Here is a 23,602-nt window from a genome sequence, read left to right as displayed (position 1 = left end):
CGTTGTCAGGCAAGGTGTTGCTTGAGGAAGTCCAGGGTGCGCGACCAGGCCAGCTCGGCGGCGGCCTCGTCGTAGACCTCGGGGCGGGTCTTGTTGGAGAACGCGTGGTCCGCGACGTAGCGGTGGATGACCGGGGCCTTGCCGCCCGCCTTCATGCGGGCCTCCAGGGCGTCGACCTTCTCCGGCGTGCACCAGTCGTCGCGCGTGGCGAAGTGGCCGAGGAAGGGCGCGTCGATCTTCGCCGGGTCGGCGAATTCAGCCGGCGGGATGCCGTAGTAGCAGACCGCCGCCTGCAGGTCCTTGAGGTTCACGCCTGCGAGGATGGTCAGCGCGCCGCCCATGCAGTAGCCCATCACGCCGACCTGGCCGCAGCCGAGGTGCTCGCGCAGGTGCGTCAGCGCGCCCTGCAGGTCCTGCGTCGTGGCGTCGGCGAAGTCCAGGCCGTCCATCATGTGGCTGGCCTCGTCCGCGTCGGCGGCGATGCGGCCGCGGTAGAGGTCGGGGGCCAGCGTCGTGATGCCGGCGGAGGCCAGGCGTTCGGCGATGTCCTTGATGTGGGGTTTGAGCCCCCACCATTCCTGGATGAGGATCATGCCCGGCGCGCCGTCGCCGGCGCTGGCGAGGTAGCCGGCGGTGGTCCCGCCGTCGGGGCGGTTGAAGTCGATCATCTGGCCCATGTGGAACTCCCAGTGCCGAAAGAGGAAGAAGCGGAGGATGAGGAAGAATCGGCTCCCTCGACGAACATCACCGGCGGCCCCTGCGGGCGGTCGCATCCTGAGGGAGGAACCCGTGAGTCTGCACGAGCAGTTGTACCAATGGACGGCCCGGCAAGGCCTGGATGCGACCAGCGCACGGCGCTTGCGCCTGCTCAGCGGTATCGATGATCCGCCGGGCGATCCGTGGACGCCGCTGCGCCGCGGCGCGGGCGCGCTGGCGGCAGGGTTGATCGGATTCGGCTTGATCCTGTGGGTCGCGGCGAACTGGGACGACTTCGGGCGCGTCATGCGCTTCGGATTGCTGCAGGCGGTGCTCGCCGTCAGCCTGGTGGCGGCGGCGACGCTGAGGCCGTGGCGTGCGCCGCTGGCGCTGGCGGCCTTCCCGACCCTGGGCGGCCTGCTGGCGTTCTTCGGGCAGACCTACCAGACCGGCGCCGATCCCTGGCAGCTCTTCGCGCTCTGGGCCGCGCTCGGGCTGCCGATCGCGTGGGCCGCCCGCTCGGACCTGGCGTGGACGCCGTGGGCGCTGGTGGTCGCGACCGGGATCGGGCTGTGGATGGAAACCTTCGGCGGCCATTCGTGGCGCTTCGACGCGGCCACGGTGCCGGTGCATGCGATCGGCTTCGTCGCGTACGGCCTGCTGTGCGCCGGACTTGCGCTGCGGCCGGCGGCGGCGTCGCAGCCGTGGGCGTGGCGCTTGGCGGTGCTGGCGTCGGTGATCGCGATCTCCGGCACGGCGCTGGGCGGCCTGTTCGCGCGGCAGGTCGCGCCGCAGTACTTCCTCGGCCTCGGGGTGCTGGGCATCGGGCTGGCGCTCGCGTGGCGGCGCGCCGAAGTCTTCGCGCTGAGCGCGCTCGCGCTGGCGGTCGACACCTTGCTGGTGGCAGGTCTTGCGCGGTGGATCGTCGACGAGAAGTGGGACGTCGGCGGCTACTTCCTGATCGGCATGGCCGCGTGCGCGCTGCTGGCCGTCAGCGTCAGCCTGATCATGCGGCGCCTGCGCGCCGCGGAGGCGCGGGCATGAACGGCGTCGACTGGATCGAACAGGCCCGGGCGGAGGGACTGGCGCCGACGGACCCGCGGGAAGCGCGGGAAGCGCCGGAGGCGACGAGGCCCTGGCCCGTCGTGCTGCTGACGGCGCTGGGCGCGTGGCTCGCCGTGCCGCCGTTCCTGATGCTGTTCTTCGCGCTGTTCGGCTCGGCCCTCGAGCGCGAGGCCGTCGGCTATCTCTTCGGCCTTTCGTTGATCGCGCTGTCGGTGGTGATGCTGCGGTCCCGCGGGATCGCGCTGTTCCTCGAGCAGGCCGCCGTGCCCCTGCTGATCACCGGCCTGGTGCTGCTGTTCATGGCCCTGGCGAAGGACCTGCCGCCGGCGGGCGTCGATGTCGTCGCGCTGGGGGGCGGCGCGGGCCTGATCCTGCTGCTGGGGGCGTCGTGGATGCGGCTGCTGCTCGGCGGGGCGATGGCCGTGCCGGTGGCGCACCTCGGCCATCTGGCCTTCAAGGAGGTGTTCTCGCTCACCTGGTACGAACGCCATGGCGGTATTGGGTGGGCGTTGGCGACCTTGCTGCTGCTCGTGGGCCTGGCGCTGATGGTGGCGCAGCATGGTGCGGGGCGACGAGCGCCTTCTGCTCGTCATGCAGCGATGCTTGAGCCGGTGCTGACGGGCTGGTGGGTGGCCGTGCTGGCCGCCTTCGCCATGGCGGCGGGCTGGTCGTTCGCGATGGGCGGCGTGCTCGGCGGCGTCTTCCGGGGCGCGACGCCGGGGCTGGCGTCATCGGATGTGACCTTGATCTGGGTGTCGAGGACCGTGTCGGCATTGCTGACGCTCATCGCGGCCGCCTGGCTGTGGCGTCGGTGGCGTCCCGCGGGCGCGGCGCGGTTGGCTCCGCCGGTCCTGGTGCTGGTGGCGCTCTCCGCGTTGATGCCGGCGCTCGGCGGCATCCTGCTGGTGCTGGCGCTGATGGCGTCGACGCGACGCTGGCGGCTGGCTGCGCTCGCCGGCGCGGCAGCCGTGTGGGCGATCGGGGCGCTGTACTACGAGTGGCAACTGCCGCTCGCGCACAAGTCGCTGGCGCTGGTCGCAGCCGGCGCGGTGCTGGCGGCATGGGTGCGTTGGCTGGCGTGGCATCCGGCGGTGTCATCGACCGACGGGGACGCGCGGTCGACCCTCGCGATGCGTGGGGCGACGGCCGTGCTGCTCGGCGCGGGCGTGCTGTCGCTCGTGCTGGTGAATATCCTGATCGCCGCGCGAGAGCGCTCGATCGCCGACGGCCGCCCGGTCTTCGTGAAGCTGGCGCCTGTGGATCCGCGCTCGCTGATGCAGGGCGATTACATGCGGCTGAGCTACGACCTGCCGGGCGTGGGATGGCGTTTCCGATCCGAACCGGATGCTTCCCTGCTCTGGGGCGCGCGGCCGCGTGTCGCCGTGCTGCTCGATGAGCGCGGCATCGCGCACTCGCCAAAGCTGCTCGCGCCAGGTGAGGCGGTGCCCGCTGGCGCTCAGCTGCTCGAGCTGGCACCCAAGGGCGGCCAATGGACCTTCGTGTCCGACGCCTGGTTCTTCAAGGAGGGCGAGGCGGCGCGCTGGCAGCCGGCGAAGTACGGCGAGTTCCGCGTGACGCCCGAGGGCAAGGGACTGCTGGTGCGGGTGGTGGGGGAGGACCTGAAGCCGTTGTGAAGCCTGTGCCCCGTGGCCCGAGTCTTTATCGCCTCATCCTGTGAGGCGATCAGCCCCTCTAATCGCCTCAAATTTGATGCGATTAGGTCGCCCAATCGCCTCACGGATGATTCAGTCCTCCGAGAGCCCCTCCGGCTCACCCCCATCCACCATCAGGTCGATCAGTTCCTTCAGGAACGCCAGGGCTTCCTCGGAGGTGGCAAAGTAGTACTCCCCGCCGAGGTCGGCGGCGTCGCCGTCGGGGCCGACATGGACGACGGACCAGCCCTCCGCGCCGCCCCCGATCGCGCAGATCCCGAAACTGCCGGGGGCGAGGTCTCTGGCGGACCCGGCGGTGACGAAGATGTCCTTGCCCCGATGGGCGAAATAGCGTTTGAGCACGAGGAGTTGGAATGAAGGCAATCTGGAACGGCGAAGTCATCGCCGAAAGCGACGACACCGTGGTGGTCGAGGGAAATCATTACTTCCCCGTCGCCTCGCTGAAACGCGAGTTCACCACGTTCAGCAATCACCGCACGTCCTGCCCGTGGAAGGGCCAGGCGCACTACTTTAGCCTGATGGTCCACGGCGACATGAACCCGGACGCCGTCTGGTATTACCCGGAGCCCTCCGAGGCCGCCGCCGAGATCAAGGACCGCGTCGCCTTCTGGAAGGGCGTCCAGGTCACCGAGTGAGCGTCTTCGGCCACAGCACCCACAGCCGCAGCGGCTGCTTCATGCGGCCGGCCTGCGCCTCGGCGGCCTCGCCCCAGCCCCAGAAGTAGTCCGCCCGCACCGCGCCGACGATCGCCGCGCCGGTGTCCTGCGCCATCACGAGCCGGCGCATCGGCGTCGTCGACAGCGGCTCCGTCGTGTCCAGCCACACCGGCGTGCCGTAGGGGATGCTGGCCTTGTCCACGGCGATCGAGCGTCCCGGCGTCAGTGGCACGCCCTGACCCCCGCGTGGACCGACCGCCAGATCGGGCAGCGGCTCCTCGCGGAAGAAGACGTAGCGCGGGTTGGCCCACATCGCCTCCTTGAGCCGCTGCGGATTGCGCCGCCCCCAGTCCTTGATGCCCGGCCACGAGGCCTCCGTGGCCCGCAGCTCGCCCTGGGCGATCAGCCACTGGCCCATCGAGCGGTAAGGCTGCTCGTTGTGCGCCGCGAAGGACAGCCGCACCCAGCGGCTCCTGCCGTCGGGCTCGGTCACGCGCAATCGCCCGCTGCCCTGGATCTGCATCACCAGCGCCTCCAGCGGGTCCTGCACCCAGGCCAGGCTGAGCCGCGACAGCGACGCGTTGTTCTCGATCTGTTCCTCGATCTGCTGACGGGTGTCGTAGGGCTTGCGCTGCGCCAGGTCCTGCGGCGGCGCCAGCAGCGGCACGCGGAAGTCGCCCTGCGGCTGGCGGCGCGCGACGAGCTCCGGTTCGTAGTAACCGGTCGCCACGCCTTCGCGCTGACCGTCCGGCGACTCGACGCGGTAGGGCTGCAGGCGCTTCATCAGCCAGACCATCGCGTCCCAGTCGTCGCCCGGCTTGAAGCCGCGGGCCTGCGTGCAGATCGCGGCCCAGCCCGGCATCGGCTTCTCGCAGCCGCGCAGCAGCGCGGGCCACCATTCCAGCGCGCGGTCCTGGCCCCAGCCGGGCAGCTCGTTCCACGCGGCGGCGACCCAGCGGGCGCGCTCGCGCTGCAGCACATGCCGGCCGGCGGTGTCGTCCTCGCCGTTGAGCAACTTCTCCGGATCGATCGGCAGCCCCGCCGCAGACGCCGGGGTCGCGAGGATGGCCGCGGAGGCCGCGCCCAGCGCGCCTAGAATCGCCAGCGCCGCGCTCCAGCGGCGAGTTCTGCTACGGATCGGACCACGAATCATGGGCGTGATTTTGCTGGAGGCGCTCGGCGCCCTCGCGCTGCTCGTCTTCATCGTCTGGTGGACGATGTTCTCCGGCCGCAAGGGCGGCGAGCGGCCCGACGACCACGACGCCGCCTGAGCGGCTCCCGTGCGCCGCCGGTGCGCCGCATTCAAGCGTCCTTCGTCCTCAACCCTTAGGCGGCACCAGGAAGCTCATCGGCTGCCGGCGCATCCGCGTCCAGATCGCCGCGCGCACGCGCCGCTGGTCCGCGAGCCGGATCCCGCGCGAGCGCAACGCCACCTTGAACGCCAGGAAGAAGCTCACGCCCACGTTCAGCACGCCGGTCCCCAGGATGCTGATCACGCAGAGCCAGAACGGCCAGTGCTTGAGCACGTCCAGCCCCAGCGCCCCGGCCGCGGCGGCCAGTTGGCCGGTCGACAGCGTCACGTGCCTGACCTCGATCGGCAGGCCGAAGAAGCCCAGCAGCGCCGGCACCAGGCCGAGCATCAGGCCCAGGCTGATGTTGGCGGTCAGCCCCGAGATGTTGTCCCGCCACCAGAGCGACCAGCGGGCCGCCCGGCCCGCGCCCAGCCGCGCCACGATGCGCGGGTTCCAGGCGATGGCGCTGTCCAGCCGGTGGAAGACGAACCAGTTCTCGACCCAGCCCGCGATCAGGCTGGATGCGAACAGCAGCACCCCGGTGAATACGGCGAAGAACAGCGACGGCCCCAGCACGTTCAGCGAATGCAGCACGTGCTCGGCTTCCTTCACGCCGACCAGCGGCTTGCCGAAGCTCAGCCACGCCGCCAGCTGCACGACGAGCACCATCGGCGCCGCCAGCGCGAGGTTGCCGAGGATGCCCGCCGTCTGGGAGCGGAACAGGTGCACGACCTCGTCGACGAAGGCCTGCAAGCCCGCGTCGCTGTCGATGTGGCGGAGCTTGTCGGCCAGCGCCGGCGCCGTCATCGCCGGCTGCTTGGTCGCGACGGTCCAATGCATCAGCAGGATGAAGACGAAGCTGGCCGCGTAGTTCACGCCCGCCCAGAAGCCGCCCCAGAACGCGGACAACCCCACCGCCATGATCGCGAACTTCATGAAGGTCGTGCCCGCGATCACCACCCCGCCGCCGCCGGCGCGACGCAGCATGTCGCCGTACTCCTCGCGGTTGCGGGTGATGTAGTGCTCGCCGGTCTCGGCGCTGCGTTCCGCGACCTTGCGCGCCAGCAGCGAGTAGTGCCGCGCGAACAGCGTCCGGATGCTGCGGCGGTCGTGCACCACCGCCACCAGCGCCGCGACCAGGCGCAGCAGCTCGCGCTGCGGGTGATCGGCCAGCAACACCGCCAGCAGGTCCTCGACACGGCGCAGCCGCGCCTGCATCTGCTCCACGCCGAACATCAGGTCCACCGAGACGCCGTGTTCCTCGAGATGATCCGGGACGGAACGCACCGCCGCGCGGCATTCGTCGAGCAGCCCGCGCAGGTACTGCAGCTGGCCCGGCAGCGTGGCCCGGTTGTGCTCGACGAGCGCGTGCTCGACCTGCTCCCACGCCGTCGCGAGGTTCCGGAAGGGCCGCCGCGCCAGCAACTGCGGATCCATGCGCACGCGCAGCGCGCCGGACAGGCCGGCCGAGCGCACCGAGCTCACCAGCACCGTGATCGCGGCGCGCATCTCGTCGCGCCAGTCGCCCTCGGGCGCGCCGGCGAAGAGCAGGCCCAGCCGCTCCAGCAGTTCATCGTCGACCGCGTTGATCCACTGCTCGTCGGCCTCGTGCGGGAACAGCAGCTCGAAGAGCTCGGACAGGTCCTTGGTGTCCGCGCTCAGCGGCAGCAGGCGACGGCGCAGGCGGCCGAGGAACTCGTTCCACAGCGCCATGCGCGGCGCGAAGCCGACCTCCGCGAACAGGCTGATCGCATCGACGTCCGCCCAGACGCTGGCGATGACCGCGGCGAAGGCCTTCGCATGATCGGGGTGGCGCTCCAGCATGCGGAGCAGGTACTTGAGGCGGCGGATCGGCAGCGGCGCGGACGGTGCGGACGGTGCCCGGTCGTCCTTGAGCGGCGCGTGCCGGAGCCATTCGATCAATCGCACCAGCCAGAGATTGCGCTCGGCCAGTGGCGCCTGCGGATGCGCCGCTTGCGCCGCGTTCAGCAGCGCGGTCAGGTCCCAGCCCTGGCGACGGAACATCAATGCAGGGAACCGGAGTCGGCCAGCAGGAACTCGGGCACCTCGGCGTGGAAGACCTCGGCCTTGTCCGTGACGCACAGGAAGCGCCCGCTCATCGTGCCGTGGCGGGTCGAGATCTGCGCCCACGAGCTGTACTGGAAACGCTCGCCCGGCTGCAGCAGCGGCTGGTGGCCGACGACGGCCAGCCCGTGCACTTCCTGTTCCTTGCCGTTGCCGTCCACGATGGTCCAGTGGCGGCCGATCAACTGGGCGGTGACGTCGCCCCGGTTCTCGATCGTCACGGTGTAGCCGTACGCAAACTCGTTGCGGTCGGGGAAGGTCTGGTCGGCGAGCGGCTCGACGACGACGCTGCAATGGAAGTGCGGATGGGCCATCGACGGATTCTAGGGAATCTGCGGAGCGCCACGTGGGCTATGCTGGGTACCGCACAGAGCAAGCATCAGAACGCGCTCGAGCGGACCACCACACGCGACCGGCACGCACCGGACGCCATCCGTCATGGAGACAAGGGCAGGACACCCGTCGGCATTCCTTCGCCCCACGCGACGCCAGGCCATGGCGCGCGGCTGCGCGCTGGTCGGCGTGGCCGCGACCGTCTGCGTCGACCTGGGACTGGTCGCCGCGAATTCGGTGATGGCGGCGCCGTCCGGACCCGCGGCGCCCGCCGTTCCCGGGGTTGCGGGCGCCGGGGCGACGGGGCCGTTGACGCTGCGCAGCGCCGCGCAGGCCGGCGCGCCGGCCAAGTACGCGTCGGGCGACCCGCAGCGACCCGGCCTGTGCGGCGAGATCGCCGCCGCCGTCATGCGCACCGATCCGGACCTGCACATCGAGGGCCTGGACCAGCAGGTGCCGTTGCGGCGCCTGGAGCTGATGCTGAGCAACGGCGACCTCGACGTGTTCTTCTGCCTGCTGAAGTCGGAGCACCGCCACGCGCTGATGCGTTACCTGCCGGTGCCGCTGTACCGGATCTCGCATGTGCTGGCGATGCGCGTCGGCGACGAGCGCACGCCCCGCACCTGGGACGAGTTGCGCGCCTTCGCGCGCCGCCAGCCGCTGCTGCTGGCGCAGGGCACCAAGCTGGCCGCGACGCTGCAGGAGGCGGACGTGGCCTTCATCGAATCGGCGCGCAGCGACAAGGAAGCGCTGCAGATGCTGGTGCGCGGTCGCGCGGCCGGGGTCTACGGCCAGGACTTCAACCTGCGCCAGGCCGCGCGCGGCGCGGGCCTGGAGTCGCGCGTGCGCATCGGGCCGCAGGTCTTCGAGGAGGAGACCCAGTACGTCGTCGTCTCGCGCCAGCTGCCCGAGGCGGTGGTGGAGCGGCTCACCGACCGCCTGCGCCAGCTCAGCGCGACCGGCGAGATCGCACGGCTCGCGGAGCGTTACCGCTAGCGGGCGCCCGCGCACGCGGCAGCCTTCCTACAATCCTCGTCTTTCCCCGCCAGCGCCCGCGCGCCCGCCCCGCCATGAACCCGCCCACCTACCGCATCGCCCCCAGCATCCTGTCCGCCGATTTCGCCAACCTGGGCGAGGAAGTCCGCAATGTGCTGGCGGCCGGCGCGGACTGGATCCACTTCGACGTGATGGACAACCATTACGTGCCCAACCTGACCTTCGGCCCGATGGTCTGCGAGGCCTTGAAGAAGCACGCCGTCAAGCCCGACGGCACGCCGGCGCCGATCGACGTTCATCTGATGGTGCAGCCGGTGGACAGCCTGGCGCAGGCCTTCTGCCGCGCGGGCGCGAACCTGGTGAGCTTCCATCCCGAGGCCAGCCAGCACGTCGACCGCACGATCCAGCTGATCAAGTCCGAGGGCGCGCAGGCGGGCCTGGTGTTCAACCCGGCCACGCCGCTGGACGTGCTGGAGTGGGTGATCGACAAGGTCGACCTGGTGCTGATCATGAGCGTCAACCCGGGCTTCGGCGGCCAGAGCTTCATCCCTGGCGCGCTGAAGAAGCTGCAGCAGGCCAAGGCGATGATCCTGGCCAGCGGCCGCGACATCCGCCTGGAGATCGACGGCGGCGTGAAGGTCGACAACATCCGCGAGATCGCGGCTGCGGGCGCGGACACCTTCGTGGCGGGCTCGGCGATCTTCGGCAAGCCCGACTACAAGGGCGTCATCGACGCGATGCGCGCCGAGCTGGCGCTCTGAGTCCGGAGGCGTCGTCCCGGTGACCCGACTGCTGCTGGTCTGCGCGGCCAACCTGTGCCGCTCGCCCATGGCCGAGGCGGTGCTGCGCCTGCGCGCCGGAGAACTCGGCCTGACCGAGGTGCACTCCGCCGGCGTGTTCGCGTCGTCGCGCGCGCACCCCGTCGACAAGCGCGCGCTGACGGTGCTGGCGCAGCGCGGCTACGGCATGGACCGCCGCTGGCGCTCGCGCAAGGTGAAGACCGAGGATTTCGACCGCTACGACCTGATCCTGGCGATGGACCGCAACGTGCTGCGCGGCCTGAAGGCCGCGAAACCCGCGATCTCGCCGGCGAAGCTCGGACTGTTCCTCGCGGGCATGAACGGACTGGGCCTGGACGAGGTGCCCGATCCGTACTACGGCGCGGGCAGCGCCTTCGTGCAGGTGCTCGACCTGATCGAGGCCCGCGTGCACACGTGGCCGAGGGACGAGGCGGTGTTCCACAAGACGGCCGGCGGCTGAGTTGCTGCCAAGGCCGGGCGGCGCTCGGGCCAGAATCGCGCGTCCAAGACACGCCTGGGAGGGCGGCGATGAGCGATCGATTGGCGCAGGGGCCGGACGGCCAGTGGCGATGCAAGTGGTGCGAGGCCCCGGGCTTCGACATGTACCGCGAGTACCACGACAACGAATGGGGCTACCCCGTCCACGAGGACCGGCGGCTGTTCGAGAAGCTCTGCCTGGAGGGGTTCCAGTCGGGGCTGTCTTGGCGGACCATCCTTGCCAAGCGCGAGAACTTCCGCAAGGCCTTTCGACAGTTCGAGATCGCCAAGGTCGCGAAGTTCGGCGAGGCCGACGTCGCGCGTCTGCTCGCGGACGAGGGCATCGTGCGCCACCGCGGCAAGATCGAGGCGGCGATCCACAACGCGTCCCGCGCGCTCGAGCTTCAGCAGGAAGCCGGTTCGCTGGCCGCGTTCTTCTGGCGCTTCGAGGACCCGGAGGAGGGCGGCGATGTGCGCCCCACGTCGGAGACCTCGGTGAAGCTCTCCAAGGAATTGAAGAAGCGCGGCTGGAAGTTCGTCGGACCCACGACGGTCTACGCGTTCATGCAGGCGATGGGGCTGGTCAACGACCATGCGCCCGGATGCATCGGCCGACAAACGGCCGCCGCGGCCCGACTCGACTTCAAGCCGCCGCGGTGACGCCGGGCCGGCATGGGGCTTGGGGGTCCTGGAGGGAGCCCCCATGCCCCGTGGAGGCCGCGCTCGGCGATGGCAGGTGGGCGGTCCCCGTCAGTCCGCCACCCCTGGCGCCGGAAGCTCCGGATGCTCGGGATGCTCGGTCAACCGCGTGGGCGCCACCTCCCGCGTGTCCGGCCCCTTCCCGCTGAACCGGTCCAGCGCCAGGTAGATCACCGGCGTGATGTAGAGCGTCACCGCCTGCGACAGGATCAGCCCGCCGACCACCGCCAGCCCCAGCGGCTGGCGCAGCTCCGCGCCGGCGCCCAGGCCCAGCGCGATCGGCAGCGCGCCCATCAGCGCGGCCAGTGTCGTCATCATGATCGGGCGGAAGCGCAGGATGCAGGCCTCGCGGATCGCCTGCTGCGGCGTCATGCCGCCGTTGCGCTGCGCGTCGAGCGCGAAGTCGATCATCATGATCGCGTTCTTCTTCACGATGCCCACCAGCATCAGGATGCCGATCGTCGCGATGATGGTCAGCTCCATGCCCGCGAGCTGCAGGGTGAGCAGCGCACCCACCGCCGCCGACGGCAAGCCCGCCAGGATGGTCAGCGGATGGATGTAGCTCTCGTAGAGCACGCCCAGCAGCACGTAGATCACCGCGATCGCCAGCAGGATCAGCAGCAGCTGGCCGCCCTGCGAGTCCTTGAACACCGCCGCGTCGCCGCCGTAGCTGGTGATGATGGACGGCGGCAGGCCGATCTCCTTCGTGAACTGGTCGATCTTGCCCGTGGCCGTGCCCAGCGGCACGTCCGGCGCCAGGTTGAAGCTCAGCGTGATCGCCTGCAGCTGGCCCTGGTGGTTGACCGCCGTCGGGCCCAGCTCGCGCTTCACGCTCGCGAAGGCCGTCAGGGGCACCATCGTGCTGTTCTTGCCGCGCAGGTAGATCTTGTTGAAGGCGTCCTCGCTCAGGCGGTCGCTGTCGGTCGCCTCCATGATCACCTGGTAGGTGTTGCTCTCGGCGTAGATGCTGGAGACCTGGCGCTCGCCGAAGGCCGAGTACAGCGCGTTGCGCAGGTCCTGCATCTGCACGCCCAGCAGCGTCGCGCGCTCGCGGTCGATGACGAGGTTGGCCTGCAGCCCGCGCAGCTGCGAGTCGCTGGTGACGTCGCGGAACACCGGGTCGTTGCGCAGCTTGTCCTGCAGCTTCACCGCCCAGGTGTTGAGCTCGCCGGTGCTGACCGACTGCAGCGTGAACTGGTAGCGGCTCTTGGACTGCCGGCCGCCGAGCTGCAGGTTCTGCACCGGCCGCAGGTAGACCGCGATGCCGGGCACGCCGCGCAGCTTCTTGCGCAGCTGCTCCAGCACCTGCGGCATCGGCGGACGCTCGCCGCGCGACTTCAGGTTGATGAACAGCCGGCCCGTGTTGACGTTGCCGCCGCCCCCGCCGCCGCCCACCGCGGCGGACACCGAGGCCACCGACGGATCGTCCTGCACGATCTGCGCGACGCGTTCCTGCAGCACCGTCATCGCGGCGAAGGAGATGTCCTCGGACGCTTCCGTGCTGGCCTGGATCTGGCCGATGTCCTCTTCCGGGAAGAAGCCCTTGGGGATGACGATCCAGAGCCACGCGCTGGCGATGAAGGTGGCCAGCGCCACCACGCCCACGACCCAGCGGCGCGCCAGCGCCCAGTCCAGCGACGCCGTGTACTTGTTCAGCACCCAGCCGAAGCCGGCTTCGAAGCTGCGGCCGAGCGCGTTCTCCTCGACCTCGTGGTGGCTGCTGAGGAAGCGGCTGCACAGCATCGGCACCAGCGTCAGCGAGACGCCGGCCGACACGCCGATGGCCAGCGACACGACGACGGCGAACTCGTGGAACAGTAGCCCGATCACGCCCGGCATGAAGAAGATCGGGATCAGCACCGCGATCAGCGAGATCGAGATCGACATGATGGTGAAGGCCATCTCGCGCGCGCCGCGGATGGCGGCGTCGAAGGGCGCCATGCCGTCCTCGACGTGGCGGTAGATGTTCTCCAGCATCACGATCGCATCGTCGACCACCAGGCCCACGGCCAGCGTGATGCCCAGCAGCGAGATGTTGTCCAGGCTGTAGCCCAGCGCGAACAGCAGCGTCACCGCGCCGATCAGCGAGATCGGCAGCGACAGCGTCGGGATCAGCGTCGCCACCATGCGGCGCAGGAACAGGAAGATCACCATCACGACCAGCGCCACCGTGAGCGCGAGCGTGAAGTAGACGTCGTGCAGGCCTTCGCGGATGGACACCGAGCGGTCGTTGAGCGTGCTCATCTGCACCGAGGCCGGCAGCTGCGCGGCGAAGCGCGGCAGCATGGCCTTCACCGCGTCGACGACCTTGACGGTGTTGGCGTCGGGCTGGCGCTGCACGGCCAGCACGATGGAGCGCTCGCCGTTGAAGTTGGAGAAGGACTTGACGGTCTCGTAGCTGTCCTCGACGTCGGCGACCTCGCGCAGGAACACCGGCGCGCCGTTGCGCGTGGCCACCACGATGCCGCCGAAGGCGTTGGCGTCGCGCAGCTGCTTGTTGGCCTGGATGGTGAGCGTCTGGCGCGCGCCGTCCAGCGTGCCGACGGGCGTGTTGGCGTTGGCGCCCTTGACGGCGGCCTGCAGCTCGTCGAGCGTGATGTTGCGCTGCTGGAGCAGCTCGTTGCGCGCCTTGATGCGCACCGCGAAACGCTTCTGGCCGTAGATGGACACCTGCGCCACGCCGTCGATGGTCGACAGGCTGGGGGTGATCAGGTTCTCGGCGTAGTCGTTGAGCTCGGACAGGTTGATCGACGGCGAGGTCAGCGCCACCAGCAGCACCGGCGCGTCGGCCGGGTTGACCTTGCGATAGGACGGCGGCGTCGTCATCTCGACCGGCAGCGCGCGCAGCGAGCGGAACAGCGCCGCCTGCACGTCGACCGCGGCGGCGTCGATGTCGCGCGCGGAGTCGAACTCCAGCGTCAGCGAGCTGTTGCCCAGCGTGTTGGTCGAGGAGATCGTCGTGATGCCGGCGATCGTCGAGAACTGCTTCTCCAGCGGCAGCGCGACGGACGAGGCCATCGTCTCGGGGCTGGCGCCGGGCAGCGTCGCCTGCACGTTGATGACCGGCGTGTTGAAGCTGGGCAGCGCGGCGACCGGGATGCGACTCCAGGCGGCGATGCCGGCGACGACCAGCGCCACGTTCAGCAGCACGGTCATGACCGGCCGGCGGATGAAGAGTTCGGTGAGATTCATGGCAGCTTCCGCAGGGGCTGAAGGCGTCGGAACGTCGAAGGCGTGGGCCGGGAGGCCGGATCAGGGCGCGGCGACGTCGTTGCCGGAGGCGCCACCGCCCGCGGCGGCCGAAGCTGCGGCCAGGCGCGCGGCCGCGGCCGGATCGACCGCGGCGGGCTGTGTGCGCAGCGGCGTGCCGGGACGGAGGTTCTGCTTGCCGTCCAGTACCACGGTCGCGCCCGCGTCGACGCCGTCGACCACCGCCATCTCGCCGAAGGTGTAGCGCAGCTTCACCGGCTTGAGCTGGGCGGTCCTGTCGGGACCGACGACGTAGACCTGGCGGTCGTTGCCGCGCAGGATGATCGCGGCCTGCGGGATCACGATCGCGTCCTTCATGCTGCGCAGCGTCATGCGCACGCGCAGGTACTGACCGGGCCAGAGCTTCTGCGCGTCGTTGGTGAACTCGGCCTTCAGCCTGATCGTGCCGGTGGTCGCGTCGACGAGGTTGTCGACGAAGGTCAGCTTGCCGCGGGCCACGGATTCGACCGGCTTGCCGCCCTTGCTGTCCTTGCGGGACGGACCGCCTTCGATCGACGGCAGCACGACCTGCACCTCGGGCGGCGTGACCTGCGCGCCGGTGGCGCCGGGGCGCATCGCGTCCAGCACGGGGGCGAGCTCAGTCTCGGGCAGGTTGAAGCTGATGGCGATCGGATCGATCTGGACGATGTTGACCAGCGGCGTGCCGGTGGCGCTCGCCTGGACCAGACTGCCGGGCCAGACGTTGACGGCGCCGGCGCGGCCGGCGAAGGGGGCGCGGATCTCGTTGTAGCTGAGCGCGACGGACGCGGATTCGACGGCGGCGGCGTCCGCGTCGACGAGGCTGCGGCCGCCCTGCAGGCTGGCCAGCGCGGTGTCGAGGGCGCTCTGCGCGACGAAGTTCTGGGCCAGCAGGTCCTTGGCGCGTTCGTACTGGCGCTGCAGGTCGCCGAGGGCGGCCTTGTCGCGGGCAAGCTGGGCCCGGGCCTTGTCGAGGTTGGCGCGGTCCGCGCGCTCGTCGAAGCGGAACAGCACCTGGCCCTTGTTGACCGTCTGGCCGTCGTGGACCAGCACGTCGCGGATGGTCGAGGTGGTCTGGGCGCGGAGGTCGACCTGGTTGATCGGGGTGACGGTGCCGGAGGCCTCGACGGTGACCGGGACGTCGCGGCGCTGCGCGGTGACGACGCCGACGGTCTGGGTGCCGGCCGGGCCGGAGGCGCCGCGCGCGGCCGCCGCCGGGCCGGCGTCGCCGCCGTCACGCGAGGTGGCGCGCGACTTCCACCACCATCCCCCGCCCGCGACGAGCAGGACGACGATCAAGGACAGGACAAGGGGCTTGCGGCGCATGAACACGTTCTCCAACGACAGTCATCCAGGGAGCGCGTTGCAAAGCTCCCTGAGGGCGCGGAAGGTTAAGTCCGGTCCTTTCGATGATTGTTTCGTTCAGGTTAATCCTGCGCGAGCGGGAGGAAAACCTGTGCGATTGGAGCGTGAACGAGCGTTTCCAGAGGGAGCAAGAGGAGCAGGCGCTGCGAGTAGAGCCGGTCGGACTCCCTCTCCCGCTTGCGGGAGAGGGTGGGGGTGAGGGCCGGCGGCCGTCAGAGGGCGAGTGCCTTGGCAAGCGCCGCCCCGACGACGGCGTTGTGCTTCACGAGGGCGATATTGGTGGCGAGGCTCGCGCCGCCGCTGAGGTCCTTGATGCGGGCGAGCAGGTAGGGCGTGACTGCCTTGCCGCTGATGCCTTGCGTGGCGGCTTCCTGAAGCGCCTGCTCGACGAAGCCGTCGATGACCGCCTGCGGCATTTCATGCGCGGCCGGCACCGGGTTGCTGATCACCGCGCCGCCGCTCAGTCCCAGCGCCCACTTCGTGCGCAGGAACCGCGCCTGGTCGGCCGGCGCGTCGATGCGGAAGTCCGCCTTCAAGCCGCTGTCGCGCGTGTAGAACGCGGCAAAGTTCTCCTGACCCACCGACAGCACCGGCACGCCGTGCGTCTCCAGATACTCCAGCGTCAGCGCCAGGTCGAGGATGCTCTTGGCGCCCGCGCAGACGACGGCCACCGGCGTGCGGGCCAGTTCCTGCAGGTCGGCGGAGATGTCGAAGGAGGTTTCCGCGCCGCGATGCACGCCGCCGATGCCGCCCGTCACGAAGACCTCGATGCCCGCCAGACGCGCGCAGATCATCGTCGCGGCCACCGTCGTGGCGCCGACGCGGCCCGTCGCGATCGCGAAGGGCAGGTCGCGGCGGCTGAGCTTCATCGCGTCGGGCGACTGGCCCAGCAGTTCGAGCTGCGCGTCGTTCAGGCCGACGCGGATCTTCCCGTCCAGCACCGCGATCGTCGCGGGCACGGCGCCGTGTTCGCGCACGATCGCCTCGACCTCGCGCGCGGTCTGCACGTTCTGCGGATAAGGCATGCCGTGCGAAATGATCGTGGACTCCAGCGCCACCAGCGGGCGGCCGTCGGCACGCGCGGCGGCCACTTCGGGCGAGAAGTCGAGGAGGTTCCGGTCGATCAGGTCTTGCGTGTTCATGCGGGTGCTTTCGCGTTCGAAGGGTTCGAAGGGTTCGAAGGGGTCGAAGGAGTCGAAGGGGTCGATCAGACGAGCAGCGCCGGGCTCAGCGCCTCGCTGACGGTGGCGTCGCTCTGCAGCGTCAGTGCCGCCAGCTGGAGGCCGAGCGCGCAGGCGCCGCGCAGGTCGTCGGGGTCGCGGTGCAGCGCGGCGGCGATGCCGGCGGTCATCGCATCGCCAGCGCCGGTGACCTCGCGGATCGAGGCCGGGTCCAGCGGCGGCGCGGGGAGCAGCACGAGCGCGTCGCCGTCGGAGAAGCGGACGCCGTCCGCGCCGTCGCTGATCACGAGCCGCTGCAGGCCGGCCTGCCGCAGCGATCGCCAGGCGGCATTCAATTCGTCGTCGTCGGGCAGCGGACGACCGATGAGCGCTTGCAGTTCGCCCCGGTTGAGCACCAGCAACTCGACGCCGCGCAGGTCGGGCCCGAGACGCGCCATCTTCGGCTCCGACACGGCCACGAGCAGCAGGCGCTGGTCGCGCAGGCGCGCCTCGGCGCGGAGTTCGTCCAGCGTCTCGCGCGGCAGGTTCAGGTCGGCGACCAGCCAGCGCGCCGGCGCACGCTGCGGCGCGGTCTGGCGCAGGAAGGCGGGATCGAGCCGATCGGTCAATTCCATGTGCGCGAGCGCGAGCACCAGCTCGCCGTCGGGATCGAGCACCGCCGTGTAGCTGCCCGTCGCCGCGTCCCCGGCCTGCAGGCAGCCGGCGCAATCGACGCCGAGTCCCTGCAGCTGCGCCAGCAGCGTCTGCCCGGCGGCGTCGCGGCCGACGGCGGTCAGCAGGTGCACCGGCAGACCGAGGCGCCCCAGGTTCTCCGCGATGTTGCGGGCAACGCCGCCGGCCGATTCATGCTGATGCGCCGGATTCGAACTGCCCATGCGCAGCGGTCCGACGGCGCGCAGCTTGCGGTCCAGGTTGGTGCCGCCTATGCAGACGATGGGCTGGCGCTGCGGCAGCACGTAGGCGCGGCCGAGGATGCGCCCTTCGCGGGTCAATTGCCCCAGGTGGCCGGCCACGGCGGACCGGGACAGTCCCAGCCGGTCCGCCAGTTCCTGCTGGCCGATGAAGGGGTTGGCTTCGACCAGCGACAGCAGCTGTGCCTTCGAGGAGGGGTCCTTGGGGGGCGTCATGGCGGCGGATTCTAGAGAGCTTCGATCTTTGACGCAAACATATGTCTTTCGATAAGACATTTGTTTATTCTTATCGCCGGCGCTGCAAGGGCTCGCGCGGATAGCGAACTTTGCATACGCTTCAGACGCTCCCACAGACCGGATACGGCGGGGGGCATGCCGCAGCGAACAGACAAGGAGGACGCCATGCGGAAGAACCTGCCCGTCACCCAGCGCCAGTACGACTTCCCCGCCGACGCGACGCTGATGTCCACGACGGACACGAAGAGTCGGGTGACCTACGCCAACGAGGCCTTCGTCGAAGCCAGCGGCTTCACGACGGAGGAACTGCTGGGCCAGCCCCACAACATCGTCCGGCATCCCGACATGCCGCCCGAGGCCTTCGGCGACATGTGGCAGACGCTGCAGGGCGGCGAGTCCTGGACCGGCCTGGTGAAGAACCGGCGCAAGAACGGCGACCATTACTGGGTCCGTGCGAACGCCACACCGGTGATGCGCAATGGCCAGCCGGTCGCCTACATGTCGGTGCGCACGCGGCCCTCGGCCGAGGACATCGCCGGCGCGGAACGCCTCTACGCCGACATGCGGGAAGGTCGCGCCAAGCACCTGCGCATCCACAAGGGCGTCGTGGTGCGCCAGGGCGCGATGGCGTGGGCCTCGATGCTCAAGACCATGCCGGTGCGGTGGCGCGTGCGCCTGCCGGTGCTGGCGCTGACGGTCGCGGCGATCGTCTCCGAGTGGATGAGCGCCGACTCGCTGGCCGGCGCGTCGCTGTGCATCGGCGCCTTCGTGGTCGTGTCGCTGCTGGCGATGTGGTTCCTGGAGGCGCAGGTCGTGGCGCCGATGGAGTCGCTGGCGCGGCACGCGAAGCGCGTCGCCAGCGGCGACACGCGCGAGCCGCTCCAGATGGACCGCGTCGACGAGATCGGCATGGCGCTGCGTTCGCTCAACCAGCTGGGGCTGATGTTCCGCTGGGTCATCGACGATGTCGCGGCCCAGGTGGTGACGGTGCGCTCGTCCAGCGGGGACATCCTCAGCGGCAACAACGAGATCAGCGCGCGCACCGAGCAGGCGTCGGCCAGCCTGCAGCAGACCGCGGCGTCCATGGAGGAGATGAGCGCCACCGTGCGCAGCAACGCCGACGCGGCGCGTCAGGCTGAAGACCTCGCGCAGGGCGCGAGTGTCGCGGCGGCGCAGGGCGGGGAGGTGGTCCGTCACGTCAACGAGACCATGGTCGGCATCACGACCTCCAGCAAGCGGATCGGCGACATCATCGGCGTCATCGACGGGATCGCGTTCCAGACCAACATCCTGGCGCTGAATGCGGCGGTGGAGGCCGCGCGGGCCGGGGAGCAGGGGCGCGGGTTCGCGGTGGTCGCGAGCGAGGTGCGCTCGCTGGCGCAGCGCAGCGCGGCGGCGGCGAAGGAGATCAAGCAGTTGATCGGGGAAAGCGTCGAACGCGTCGAAGCCGGCGGACGGCAGGTCGACGAGGCCAGCAAGGCGATGCACGAGATCGTCGAGCAGGTGAAGCGCGTGTCGGCGCTGATCTCGACGATCGGCAACGCGACGCGCGAGCAGGCGACAGGCATTGCCCAGGTCAGTCAGGCGGTCAGCGAGCTCGATCGGACGACCCAGCAGAACGCGGCACTGGTGCAGCGTTCCGCGGGGGCGAGCGATTCCCTCGAGAAACAGGCCACGCAGCTCGTTCAAGCGGTTGCGGTCTTCAGGATGAGCTGAGGACTGCGGGAGGCCGCTGGCCCTCACCCCCGCCCTCTCCCGCAAGCGGGAGAGGGAGTCCGACCGGCGCCACTCGCAGCGTCGCCGCCTCTTTCCCCCTCTCCCGCAAGCGGGAGAGGGAGTTCCGCCGGAGCCCTGCCTCCCCTTTTTTCCTTGCGGAAGAGGGGCGTGGCCGCGCCCTTCTTACTCCCTCTCCCGCTTGCGGGAGAGGGCAGGGGTGAGGGCCAGCGGCCGCGGCAGTACGGAAGCCGAGGCCCTTAGAAGAACCCGAGCTTCTTCTGCGAGTAGCTGACCAGCAGGTTCTTCGTCTGCTGGTAGTGGTCCAGCATCATCTTGTGGGTCTCGCGACCGATGCCGGACTCCTTGTAGCCGCCGAAGGTCGCGTGCGCCGGATAGGCGTGATAGCAATTGGTCCACACGCGGCCCGCCTTGATCCCCTTGCCCATGCGGAAGGCCGTGTTGATGTCGCGCGACCACACCCCCGCGCCCAGCCCGTACGGCGTGTCATTGGCGATGCGCAGCGCCTCCTCCTCCGTCTTGAACGTCGTCACCGCCAGCACGGGCCCGAAGATCTCCTCGCGGAAGATCCGCATGTCGTTGGTGCCCTTGAACAACGTCGGCTCGATGTAGTAACCGCCCGCCAGGTCGCCGCCCAGCTGCGCGCGTCCGCCGCCGATGAGGCACTGCGCGCCTTCCTGCTTGCCGATCTCGAGGTAGGACAGGATCTTGTCCAGCTGCATCGACGAGGCCTGCGCGCCCATCATCGTGTCGGTGTCCAGCGGGTTGCCCTGCTTGATGGCCTTCACGCGGTCGATCGCACGCGCGATGAAGCTGTCGTAGATCGATTCATGGATCAACGCCCGCGACGGGCAGGTGCAGACCTCGCCCTGGTTGAACGCGAAGAGCACCAGGCCCTCGATCGCCTTGTCGAGCAGGTCGTCGTCCTGCGCGGCGATGTCGGGGAAGAAGACGTTCGGGCTCTTGCCGCCGAGCTCCAGCGTGGCCGGGATCAGGTTGGTCGCCGCGGCCTGCGCGATGACGCGACCGGTCGCGGTGGAGCCGGTGAATGCGATCTTCCCGATGCGCTTGCTCTGCGCCAGCGGCAGCCCGGCTTCCTTGCCGTAGCCGTTGACGATGTTGAGCACGCCCGGCGGGAGCAGGTCCGCCACCAGCTCGGCCAGCACCAGGATGCTGACCGGCGTCGACTCGGCCGGCTTGAGCACGACCGCATTGCCCGCGCCCAGCGCCGGCGCCAGCTTCCAGGCCGCCATCAGGATCGGGAAGTTCCACGGGATGATCTGGCCGACGACGCCCAGCGGCTCGTGGAAGTGGTACGCGATGGTGTTGGCGTCGATCTCGCTGAGCCCGCCCTCCTGCGCCCGCAGGCAGCCGGCGAAGTAGCGGAAGTGGTCGACCGCCAGCGGCAGGTCGGCGTTCAGCGTCTCGCGCATCGGCTTGCCGTTGTCGACGGTCTCGGCGTAGGCGAGCAGCTCCAGGTTCTGCTCGATGCGGTCGGCGATGCGCAGCAGCACGTTGGCGCGCTCGGCCGCGGAGGTGGCGCCCCACTTTTCCGCCGCGGCATGCGCGGCGTCCAGCGCGAGCTCGATGTCGGCGGCCGTCGAGCGCGCCGCCTGCGTGAAGACCTGCCCGGTGATGGGCGTGATCACGTCGAAGTACTGGCCGTCGCGCGGCGCCGTCCACTGGCCGCCGATGAAGTTGTCGTAGCGCTTCTTGAACTCCAGCGGCGCGCCGGCCGCGTTGGGCTTGGCGTAGATCATGGTGTTGTCTCCGTGGTTGTTGAGGCGGGGAACGCCCAGGGCCTCATTGCATGGCCCGTGCCAACACGGGCTTCCAGCGCAAGACCCTCCTTGCCGGGCGGAAAGCCTCTTCCCATCGCGCTCCGATTTGGTCAGGATCGGTCCAAGGTGGCGCAGGCATGGGATCGGCGGCACAGGTGCTCCGGAATGGAACACCGGAGCCGCAACTGAGCCTCAACGGAGCGTCAGGACCGGTTCAAACCGGCGATGGCGCCCCGGTGAGCGCGAGCGATGCGCCCAAGGAGACAAAAGCATGGTGAAAACACCGAGCGGTGCCGCACTGGCGCCGCGACTGCTGCGCGCGGCACGGCGCGAGCTGCTGGACACCGGTCGGCTCAGCGTCGAGACGCTCGACGAAGGGCTGAGCCGCAGCTGGCTGCGCAGCCGCGATTTCGGCTTGAGCCCCGTCGGCCGACCGGCGGGCGCGCCGCATGCGTCCGGCGCGCAACTGCGGCGCGCGTTGGAGCGCCAGCATGAGTTGGTCGCTCACGCGCGACCGGTCATGGAGGACCTCTTCGAGCAGACCGGCGATGGCGACGGCCTGGTGATCCTGGCCGATGCGCAGGGACTGCTGCTGGGCGCGCTCGGCGACGGGCGTTTCGTCGACCGCGCACAGCGGGTCGCGTTGCGGCCCGGCGCGATCTGGGATGAGCGCTGGCGGGGCACGAACGCGATCGGCACGGCGCTGGCGGAGCAACGGCCGGTGTCCGTGCTGGGCGGCGAGCACTTCTTGGAGCGCAACGCCTTCCTCAGTTGCACGGCGGCGCCGATTCGCGATCCACAAGGGCGGGTGCTGGGCGTGCTGGACATCTCCGGCGAGCAGCGCGGCTTCCAGCGGCACACGCTGGCGCTGGTGCGCTCGGCGGCGCGGATGGTCGAGCACCGCCTGTTCCAGACACGACACGCGGGTGGATTGCGTCTGCAGATCCACGTCCAGCCGGAGGGGCTGGGGACGCCGACCGAAGGCCTGCTCGCGCTGAGCGAGGACGGCTGGATCCTCGGCTGCAACGCGGCGGCGCAGGCCTGGCTCGGAACGGACGCGGCACGCCCCAGTCCGTTGGAGTCGGTCCTGCCGGTACGGTGGGCCGAGTTGATGGACTGGGCGCGACAGGGCGGCGAGGGAGCTCGCCTGATGCATCGCGAGGATGCACCGCCGCTGTGGCTGCGCCTGGACGCGCCGCGCGGTTGGCGACGTCTTGCCTCGCCCGCTCCGAGTACGAGCAGGATCTCGGCGATCGTCGATGCGGAGCGGGTCGCGCCGTCGTCGGTGGACGCCAAGGGCCATGAACACGACGGGCGGCACTCGGGTCCGGAGCGCTCGTCGCACGGGGCGATCGTCGAAGACGCCCTGCAGGCGCTGGACCTCGGCGATGCCGCGATGCATCAGGCGGTGCTGCGCGCGCGTCGCGTGCTCGACAAGCCGATCCCGCTGCTGCTGCAGGGCGAGTCGGGCGTCGGCAAGGATCTGTTCGCCCGCGCGGTGCACGACAGCGGACCGCGCCGCGATCGACCCTACGTCGCGGTGAACTGCGCGGCGCTGCCGGAGACGCTGATCGAGGCGGAGCTCTTCGGCTACCGGCCCGGCGCGTTCACCGGTGCGTCGCGCGAAGGCGCGCAGGGGCGTCTGCGCGAGGCGCATGGCGGCACCTTGTTCCTCGACGAGATCGGCGACATGCCGCTGCCGCTGCAGGCACGACTGCTGCGCGTGCTGCAGGACCGCCAGGTGCAGCCGCTGGGTGGCGGACCGTCGGTGCAGGTGGACTTCCAGCTGATCGGCGCGAGCCACCGCCCGCTGCGACCGCTGGTCGCGCAGGGGCTGTTCCGCGAGGACCTGTACTACCGCCTCAACGGCCTGACCCTGTGCCTGCCGCCGCTGCGGGAGCGACAGGACTTGCCGGTGCTCGTGGCGCGCCTGCTGGCGGCGTTGGAGCCGTCCCGGCGCGTCGTGCTCGACCCATCGCTGGCGCGCGAGCTGTCGGCCTATCGCTGGCCCGGCAACGTGCGCCAGCTGGAGCAGGCCTTGCGCATCGCCTGCGCGCTGATGGAGCCCGGCGAATCGGTGATCCGGCGCGGACATCTGCCGGACGATCTCGTGGAGGAGCTGGACCAGACCGCGCCGATGGCCATTCCGGTGCTGGTGCCGGTCCAGACGCGGGCGACGGCCACGGCGTCATCCCGGCCGGGCGCGACGTCGCCACGGGCCGCGTCGACCGAGGCTGCGCCGGCGATGTTGCGGGAACAATCCCGGGCGCATGCGCGACGGGTCCTGGACGAGTGCGACGGCAACCACTCTGCGGCGGCGCGGCGTCTGGGCATCGGACGCAACACCCTGTACCGGCTGCTCAAGGTGCCAGACGCATAGAGCGGGGTAGGGC

Annotated in this window: 19 protein-coding genes; 9 read left to right on the top strand and 10 right to left on the bottom strand. The window is 70.2% G+C overall.

What is annotated here, in order from left to right:
* Nucleotides 1-5: 5 nt before the first annotated feature.
* Nucleotides 6-677 carry a dienelactone hydrolase family protein gene (locus AC07O8_RS00275; RefSeq protein WP_495046141.1) on the bottom strand — a complete coding sequence of 224 codons (672 nt, stop codon included), beginning with the start codon at nt 675-677 and terminating at the stop codon, nt 6-8.
* A gap of 112 nt (nt 678-789) precedes the next feature.
* Here AC07O8_RS00275 and AC07O8_RS00270 point away from each other — a divergent pair, with 112 nt between their 5' ends.
* Both AC07O8_RS00270 and AC07O8_RS00265 read left to right on the top strand, forming a co-directional pair.
* Complete coding sequence (locus AC07O8_RS00270; RefSeq protein WP_495046140.1) at nt 790-1,740, top strand: DUF2157 domain-containing protein; 951 nt, start codon at nt 790-792, stop codon at nt 1,738-1,740.
* On the top strand, nt 1,737-3,395 hold the full coding sequence (locus tag AC07O8_RS00265) for a GDYXXLXY domain-containing protein (protein ID WP_495046139.1): 1,659 nt from the start codon (nt 1,737-1,739) through the stop codon (nt 3,393-3,395). Before AC07O8_RS00270 ends, AC07O8_RS00265 begins: the two co-directional genes overlap by 4 nt.
* Before the next feature lie 111 nt (nt 3,396-3,506).
* Here AC07O8_RS00265 and AC07O8_RS00260 read toward each other — a convergent pair whose 3' ends face one another.
* A complete protein-coding gene (locus tag AC07O8_RS00260) occupies nt 3,507-3,776 on the bottom strand; it encodes a hypothetical protein (protein WP_495046138.1) in 270 nt (89 codons plus the stop codon).
* An 11-nt stretch (nt 3,777-3,787) separates the two neighbouring features.
* Between AC07O8_RS00260 and AC07O8_RS00255 the strand changes: the two genes are divergently transcribed.
* The gene (locus tag AC07O8_RS00255) at nt 3,788-4,069 is read left to right on the top strand and encodes a DUF427 domain-containing protein (protein ID WP_067279015.1); all 282 of its coding nucleotides are present in this window, start codon (nt 3,788-3,790) and stop codon (nt 4,067-4,069) included.
* Here AC07O8_RS00255 and mltA read toward each other — a convergent pair.
* The 3 genes from mltA to apaG form a co-directional block, all read right to left on the bottom strand.
* Nucleotides 4,059-5,243, bottom strand: coding sequence for a murein transglycosylase A (gene mltA / locus AC07O8_RS00250; RefSeq protein WP_495046137.1), 1,185 nt, complete (start codon nt 5,241-5,243; stop codon nt 4,059-4,061). The genes AC07O8_RS00255 and mltA overlap by 11 nt on opposite strands.
* Nucleotides 5,244-5,409: 166 nt before the next feature.
* The gene (gene tlpB / locus AC07O8_RS00245) at nt 5,410-7,407 is read right to left on the bottom strand and encodes a transporter-like protein TlpB (RefSeq protein WP_495046136.1); all 1,998 of its coding nucleotides are present in this window, start codon (nt 7,405-7,407) and stop codon (nt 5,410-5,412) included.
* A complete protein-coding gene (gene apaG, locus AC07O8_RS00240) occupies nt 7,407-7,781 on the bottom strand; it encodes a Co2+/Mg2+ efflux facilitator ApaG/CorD (RefSeq protein WP_297524240.1) in 375 nt (124 codons plus the stop codon). Before apaG ends, tlpB begins: the two co-directional genes overlap by 1 nt.
* Nucleotides 7,782-7,962: 181 nt before the next feature.
* Here apaG and AC07O8_RS00235 point away from each other — a divergent pair, with 181 nt between their 5' ends.
* The 4 genes from AC07O8_RS00235 (at nt 7,963) to AC07O8_RS00220 (ending at nt 10,733) form a co-directional block, all read left to right on the top strand.
* Complete coding sequence (locus AC07O8_RS00235) at nt 7,963-8,796, top strand: substrate-binding periplasmic protein (RefSeq protein WP_495046135.1); 834 nt, start codon at nt 7,963-7,965, stop codon at nt 8,794-8,796.
* Between the two features lie 74 nt (nt 8,797-8,870).
* Nucleotides 8,871-9,557, top strand: coding sequence for a ribulose-phosphate 3-epimerase (gene rpe / locus AC07O8_RS00230; RefSeq protein WP_495046134.1), 687 nt, complete (start codon nt 8,871-8,873; stop codon nt 9,555-9,557).
* A 19-nt stretch (nt 9,558-9,576) separates the two neighbouring features.
* Nucleotides 9,577-10,056 carry a low molecular weight protein-tyrosine-phosphatase gene (locus tag AC07O8_RS00225; protein WP_495046133.1) on the top strand — a complete coding sequence of 160 codons (480 nt, stop codon included), beginning with the start codon at nt 9,577-9,579 and terminating at the stop codon, nt 10,054-10,056.
* A 68-nt stretch (nt 10,057-10,124) separates the two neighbouring features.
* Nucleotides 10,125-10,733, top strand: a complete 609-nt coding sequence (locus AC07O8_RS00220; protein ID WP_495046132.1) for a DNA-3-methyladenine glycosylase I — start codon at nt 10,125-10,127, stop codon at nt 10,731-10,733.
* A gap of 90 nt (nt 10,734-10,823) precedes the next feature.
* On the opposite strand, the gene AC07O8_RS00215 is transcribed toward AC07O8_RS00220, so the two are convergent.
* From AC07O8_RS00215 to AC07O8_RS00200, 4 genes are all read right to left on the bottom strand, one after another.
* Entirely contained in the window at nt 10,824-13,964 is a 3,141-nt protein-coding gene (locus AC07O8_RS00215) for an efflux RND transporter permease subunit (protein ID WP_495046131.1), read from the bottom strand.
* Nucleotides 13,965-14,024: 60 nt separating this feature from the next.
* Nucleotides 14,025-15,326 carry an efflux RND transporter periplasmic adaptor subunit gene (locus AC07O8_RS00210; protein WP_495046130.1) on the bottom strand — a complete coding sequence of 434 codons (1,302 nt, stop codon included), beginning with the start codon at nt 15,324-15,326 and terminating at the stop codon, nt 14,025-14,027.
* Between the two features lie 251 nt (nt 15,327-15,577).
* Nucleotides 15,578-16,507 carry a pseudouridine-5'-phosphate glycosidase gene (locus tag AC07O8_RS00205; protein ID WP_495046129.1) on the bottom strand — a complete coding sequence of 310 codons (930 nt, stop codon included), beginning with the start codon at nt 16,505-16,507 and terminating at the stop codon, nt 15,578-15,580.
* A gap of 65 nt (nt 16,508-16,572) precedes the next feature.
* Entirely contained in the window at nt 16,573-17,673 is a 1,101-nt protein-coding gene (locus AC07O8_RS00200) for a carbohydrate kinase (protein ID WP_495046128.1), read from the bottom strand.
* 186 nt (nt 17,674-17,859) lie between these two features.
* Here AC07O8_RS00200 and AC07O8_RS00195 point away from each other — a divergent pair, with 186 nt between their 5' ends.
* Nucleotides 17,860-19,410, top strand: coding sequence for a methyl-accepting chemotaxis protein (locus AC07O8_RS00195; RefSeq protein ID WP_495046127.1), 1,551 nt, complete (start codon nt 17,860-17,862; stop codon nt 19,408-19,410).
* A 257-nt stretch (nt 19,411-19,667) separates the two neighbouring features.
* On the opposite strand, the gene adh is transcribed toward AC07O8_RS00195, so the two are convergent.
* On the bottom strand, nt 19,668-21,188 hold the full coding sequence (gene adh / locus AC07O8_RS00190) for an aldehyde dehydrogenase (protein WP_495046126.1): 1,521 nt from the start codon (nt 21,186-21,188) through the stop codon (nt 19,668-19,670).
* 292 nt (nt 21,189-21,480) lie between these two features.
* On the opposite strand from adh, the gene AC07O8_RS00185 reads away from it, so the two are divergent.
* Complete coding sequence (locus AC07O8_RS00185) at nt 21,481-23,589, top strand: sigma-54-dependent Fis family transcriptional regulator (protein WP_495046125.1); 2,109 nt, start codon at nt 21,481-21,483, stop codon at nt 23,587-23,589.
* Nucleotides 23,590-23,602 lie beyond the last annotated feature (13 nt).

The organism is Roseateles sp. GW821-FHT09G09, from assembly GCF_059415965.1.
The sequence above is the reverse complement of the archived record's forward strand: the minus strand, read 5'-3'. Positions and strand labels throughout refer to the sequence as shown.

What these genes read in the sequence shown, in the direction of transcription:
- AC07O8_RS00275 (WP_495046141.1), bottom strand. Translation starts at nt 677, where the DNA reads ATGGGCCAGATGATCGACTTCAACCGCCCCGACGGCGGGACCACCGCC.
- AC07O8_RS00265 (WP_495046139.1), top strand. Translation starts at nt 1,737, where the DNA reads ATGAACGGCGTCGACTGGATCGAACAGGCCCGGGCGGAGGGACTGGCG.
- AC07O8_RS00255 (WP_067279015.1), top strand. Translation starts at nt 3,788, where the DNA reads ATGAAGGCAATCTGGAACGGCGAAGTCATCGCCGAAAGCGACGACACC.
- mltA (WP_495046137.1), bottom strand. Translation starts at nt 5,243, where the DNA reads ATGATTCGTGGTCCGATCCGTAGCAGAACTCGCCGCTGGAGCGCGGCG.
- tlpB (WP_495046136.1), bottom strand. Translation starts at nt 7,407, where the DNA reads ATGTTCCGTCGCCAGGGCTGGGACCTGACCGCGCTGCTGAACGCGGCG.
- apaG (WP_297524240.1), bottom strand. Translation starts at nt 7,781, where the DNA reads ATGGCCCATCCGCACTTCCATTGCAGCGTCGTCGTCGAGCCGCTCGCC.
- AC07O8_RS00235 (WP_495046135.1), top strand. Translation starts at nt 7,963, where the DNA reads ATGGCGCGCGGCTGCGCGCTGGTCGGCGTGGCCGCGACCGTCTGCGTC.
- rpe (WP_495046134.1), top strand. Translation starts at nt 8,871, where the DNA reads ATGAACCCGCCCACCTACCGCATCGCCCCCAGCATCCTGTCCGCCGAT.
- AC07O8_RS00220 (WP_495046132.1), top strand. Translation starts at nt 10,125, where the DNA reads ATGAGCGATCGATTGGCGCAGGGGCCGGACGGCCAGTGGCGATGCAAG.
- AC07O8_RS00215 (WP_495046131.1), bottom strand. Translation starts at nt 13,964, where the DNA reads ATGAATCTCACCGAACTCTTCATCCGCCGGCCGGTCATGACCGTGCTG.
- AC07O8_RS00210 (WP_495046130.1), bottom strand. Translation starts at nt 15,326, where the DNA reads ATGCGCCGCAAGCCCCTTGTCCTGTCCTTGATCGTCGTCCTGCTCGTC.
- AC07O8_RS00205 (WP_495046129.1), bottom strand. Translation starts at nt 16,507, where the DNA reads ATGAACACGCAAGACCTGATCGACCGGAACCTCCTCGACTTCTCGCCC.
- AC07O8_RS00200 (WP_495046128.1), bottom strand. Translation starts at nt 17,673, where the DNA reads ATGACGCCCCCCAAGGACCCCTCCTCGAAGGCACAGCTGCTGTCGCTG.
- AC07O8_RS00195 (WP_495046127.1), top strand. Translation starts at nt 17,860, where the DNA reads ATGCGGAAGAACCTGCCCGTCACCCAGCGCCAGTACGACTTCCCCGCC.
- adh (WP_495046126.1), bottom strand. Translation starts at nt 21,188, where the DNA reads ATGATCTACGCCAAGCCCAACGCGGCCGGCGCGCCGCTGGAGTTCAAG.
- AC07O8_RS00185 (WP_495046125.1), top strand. Translation starts at nt 21,481, where the DNA reads ATGGTGAAAACACCGAGCGGTGCCGCACTGGCGCCGCGACTGCTGCGC.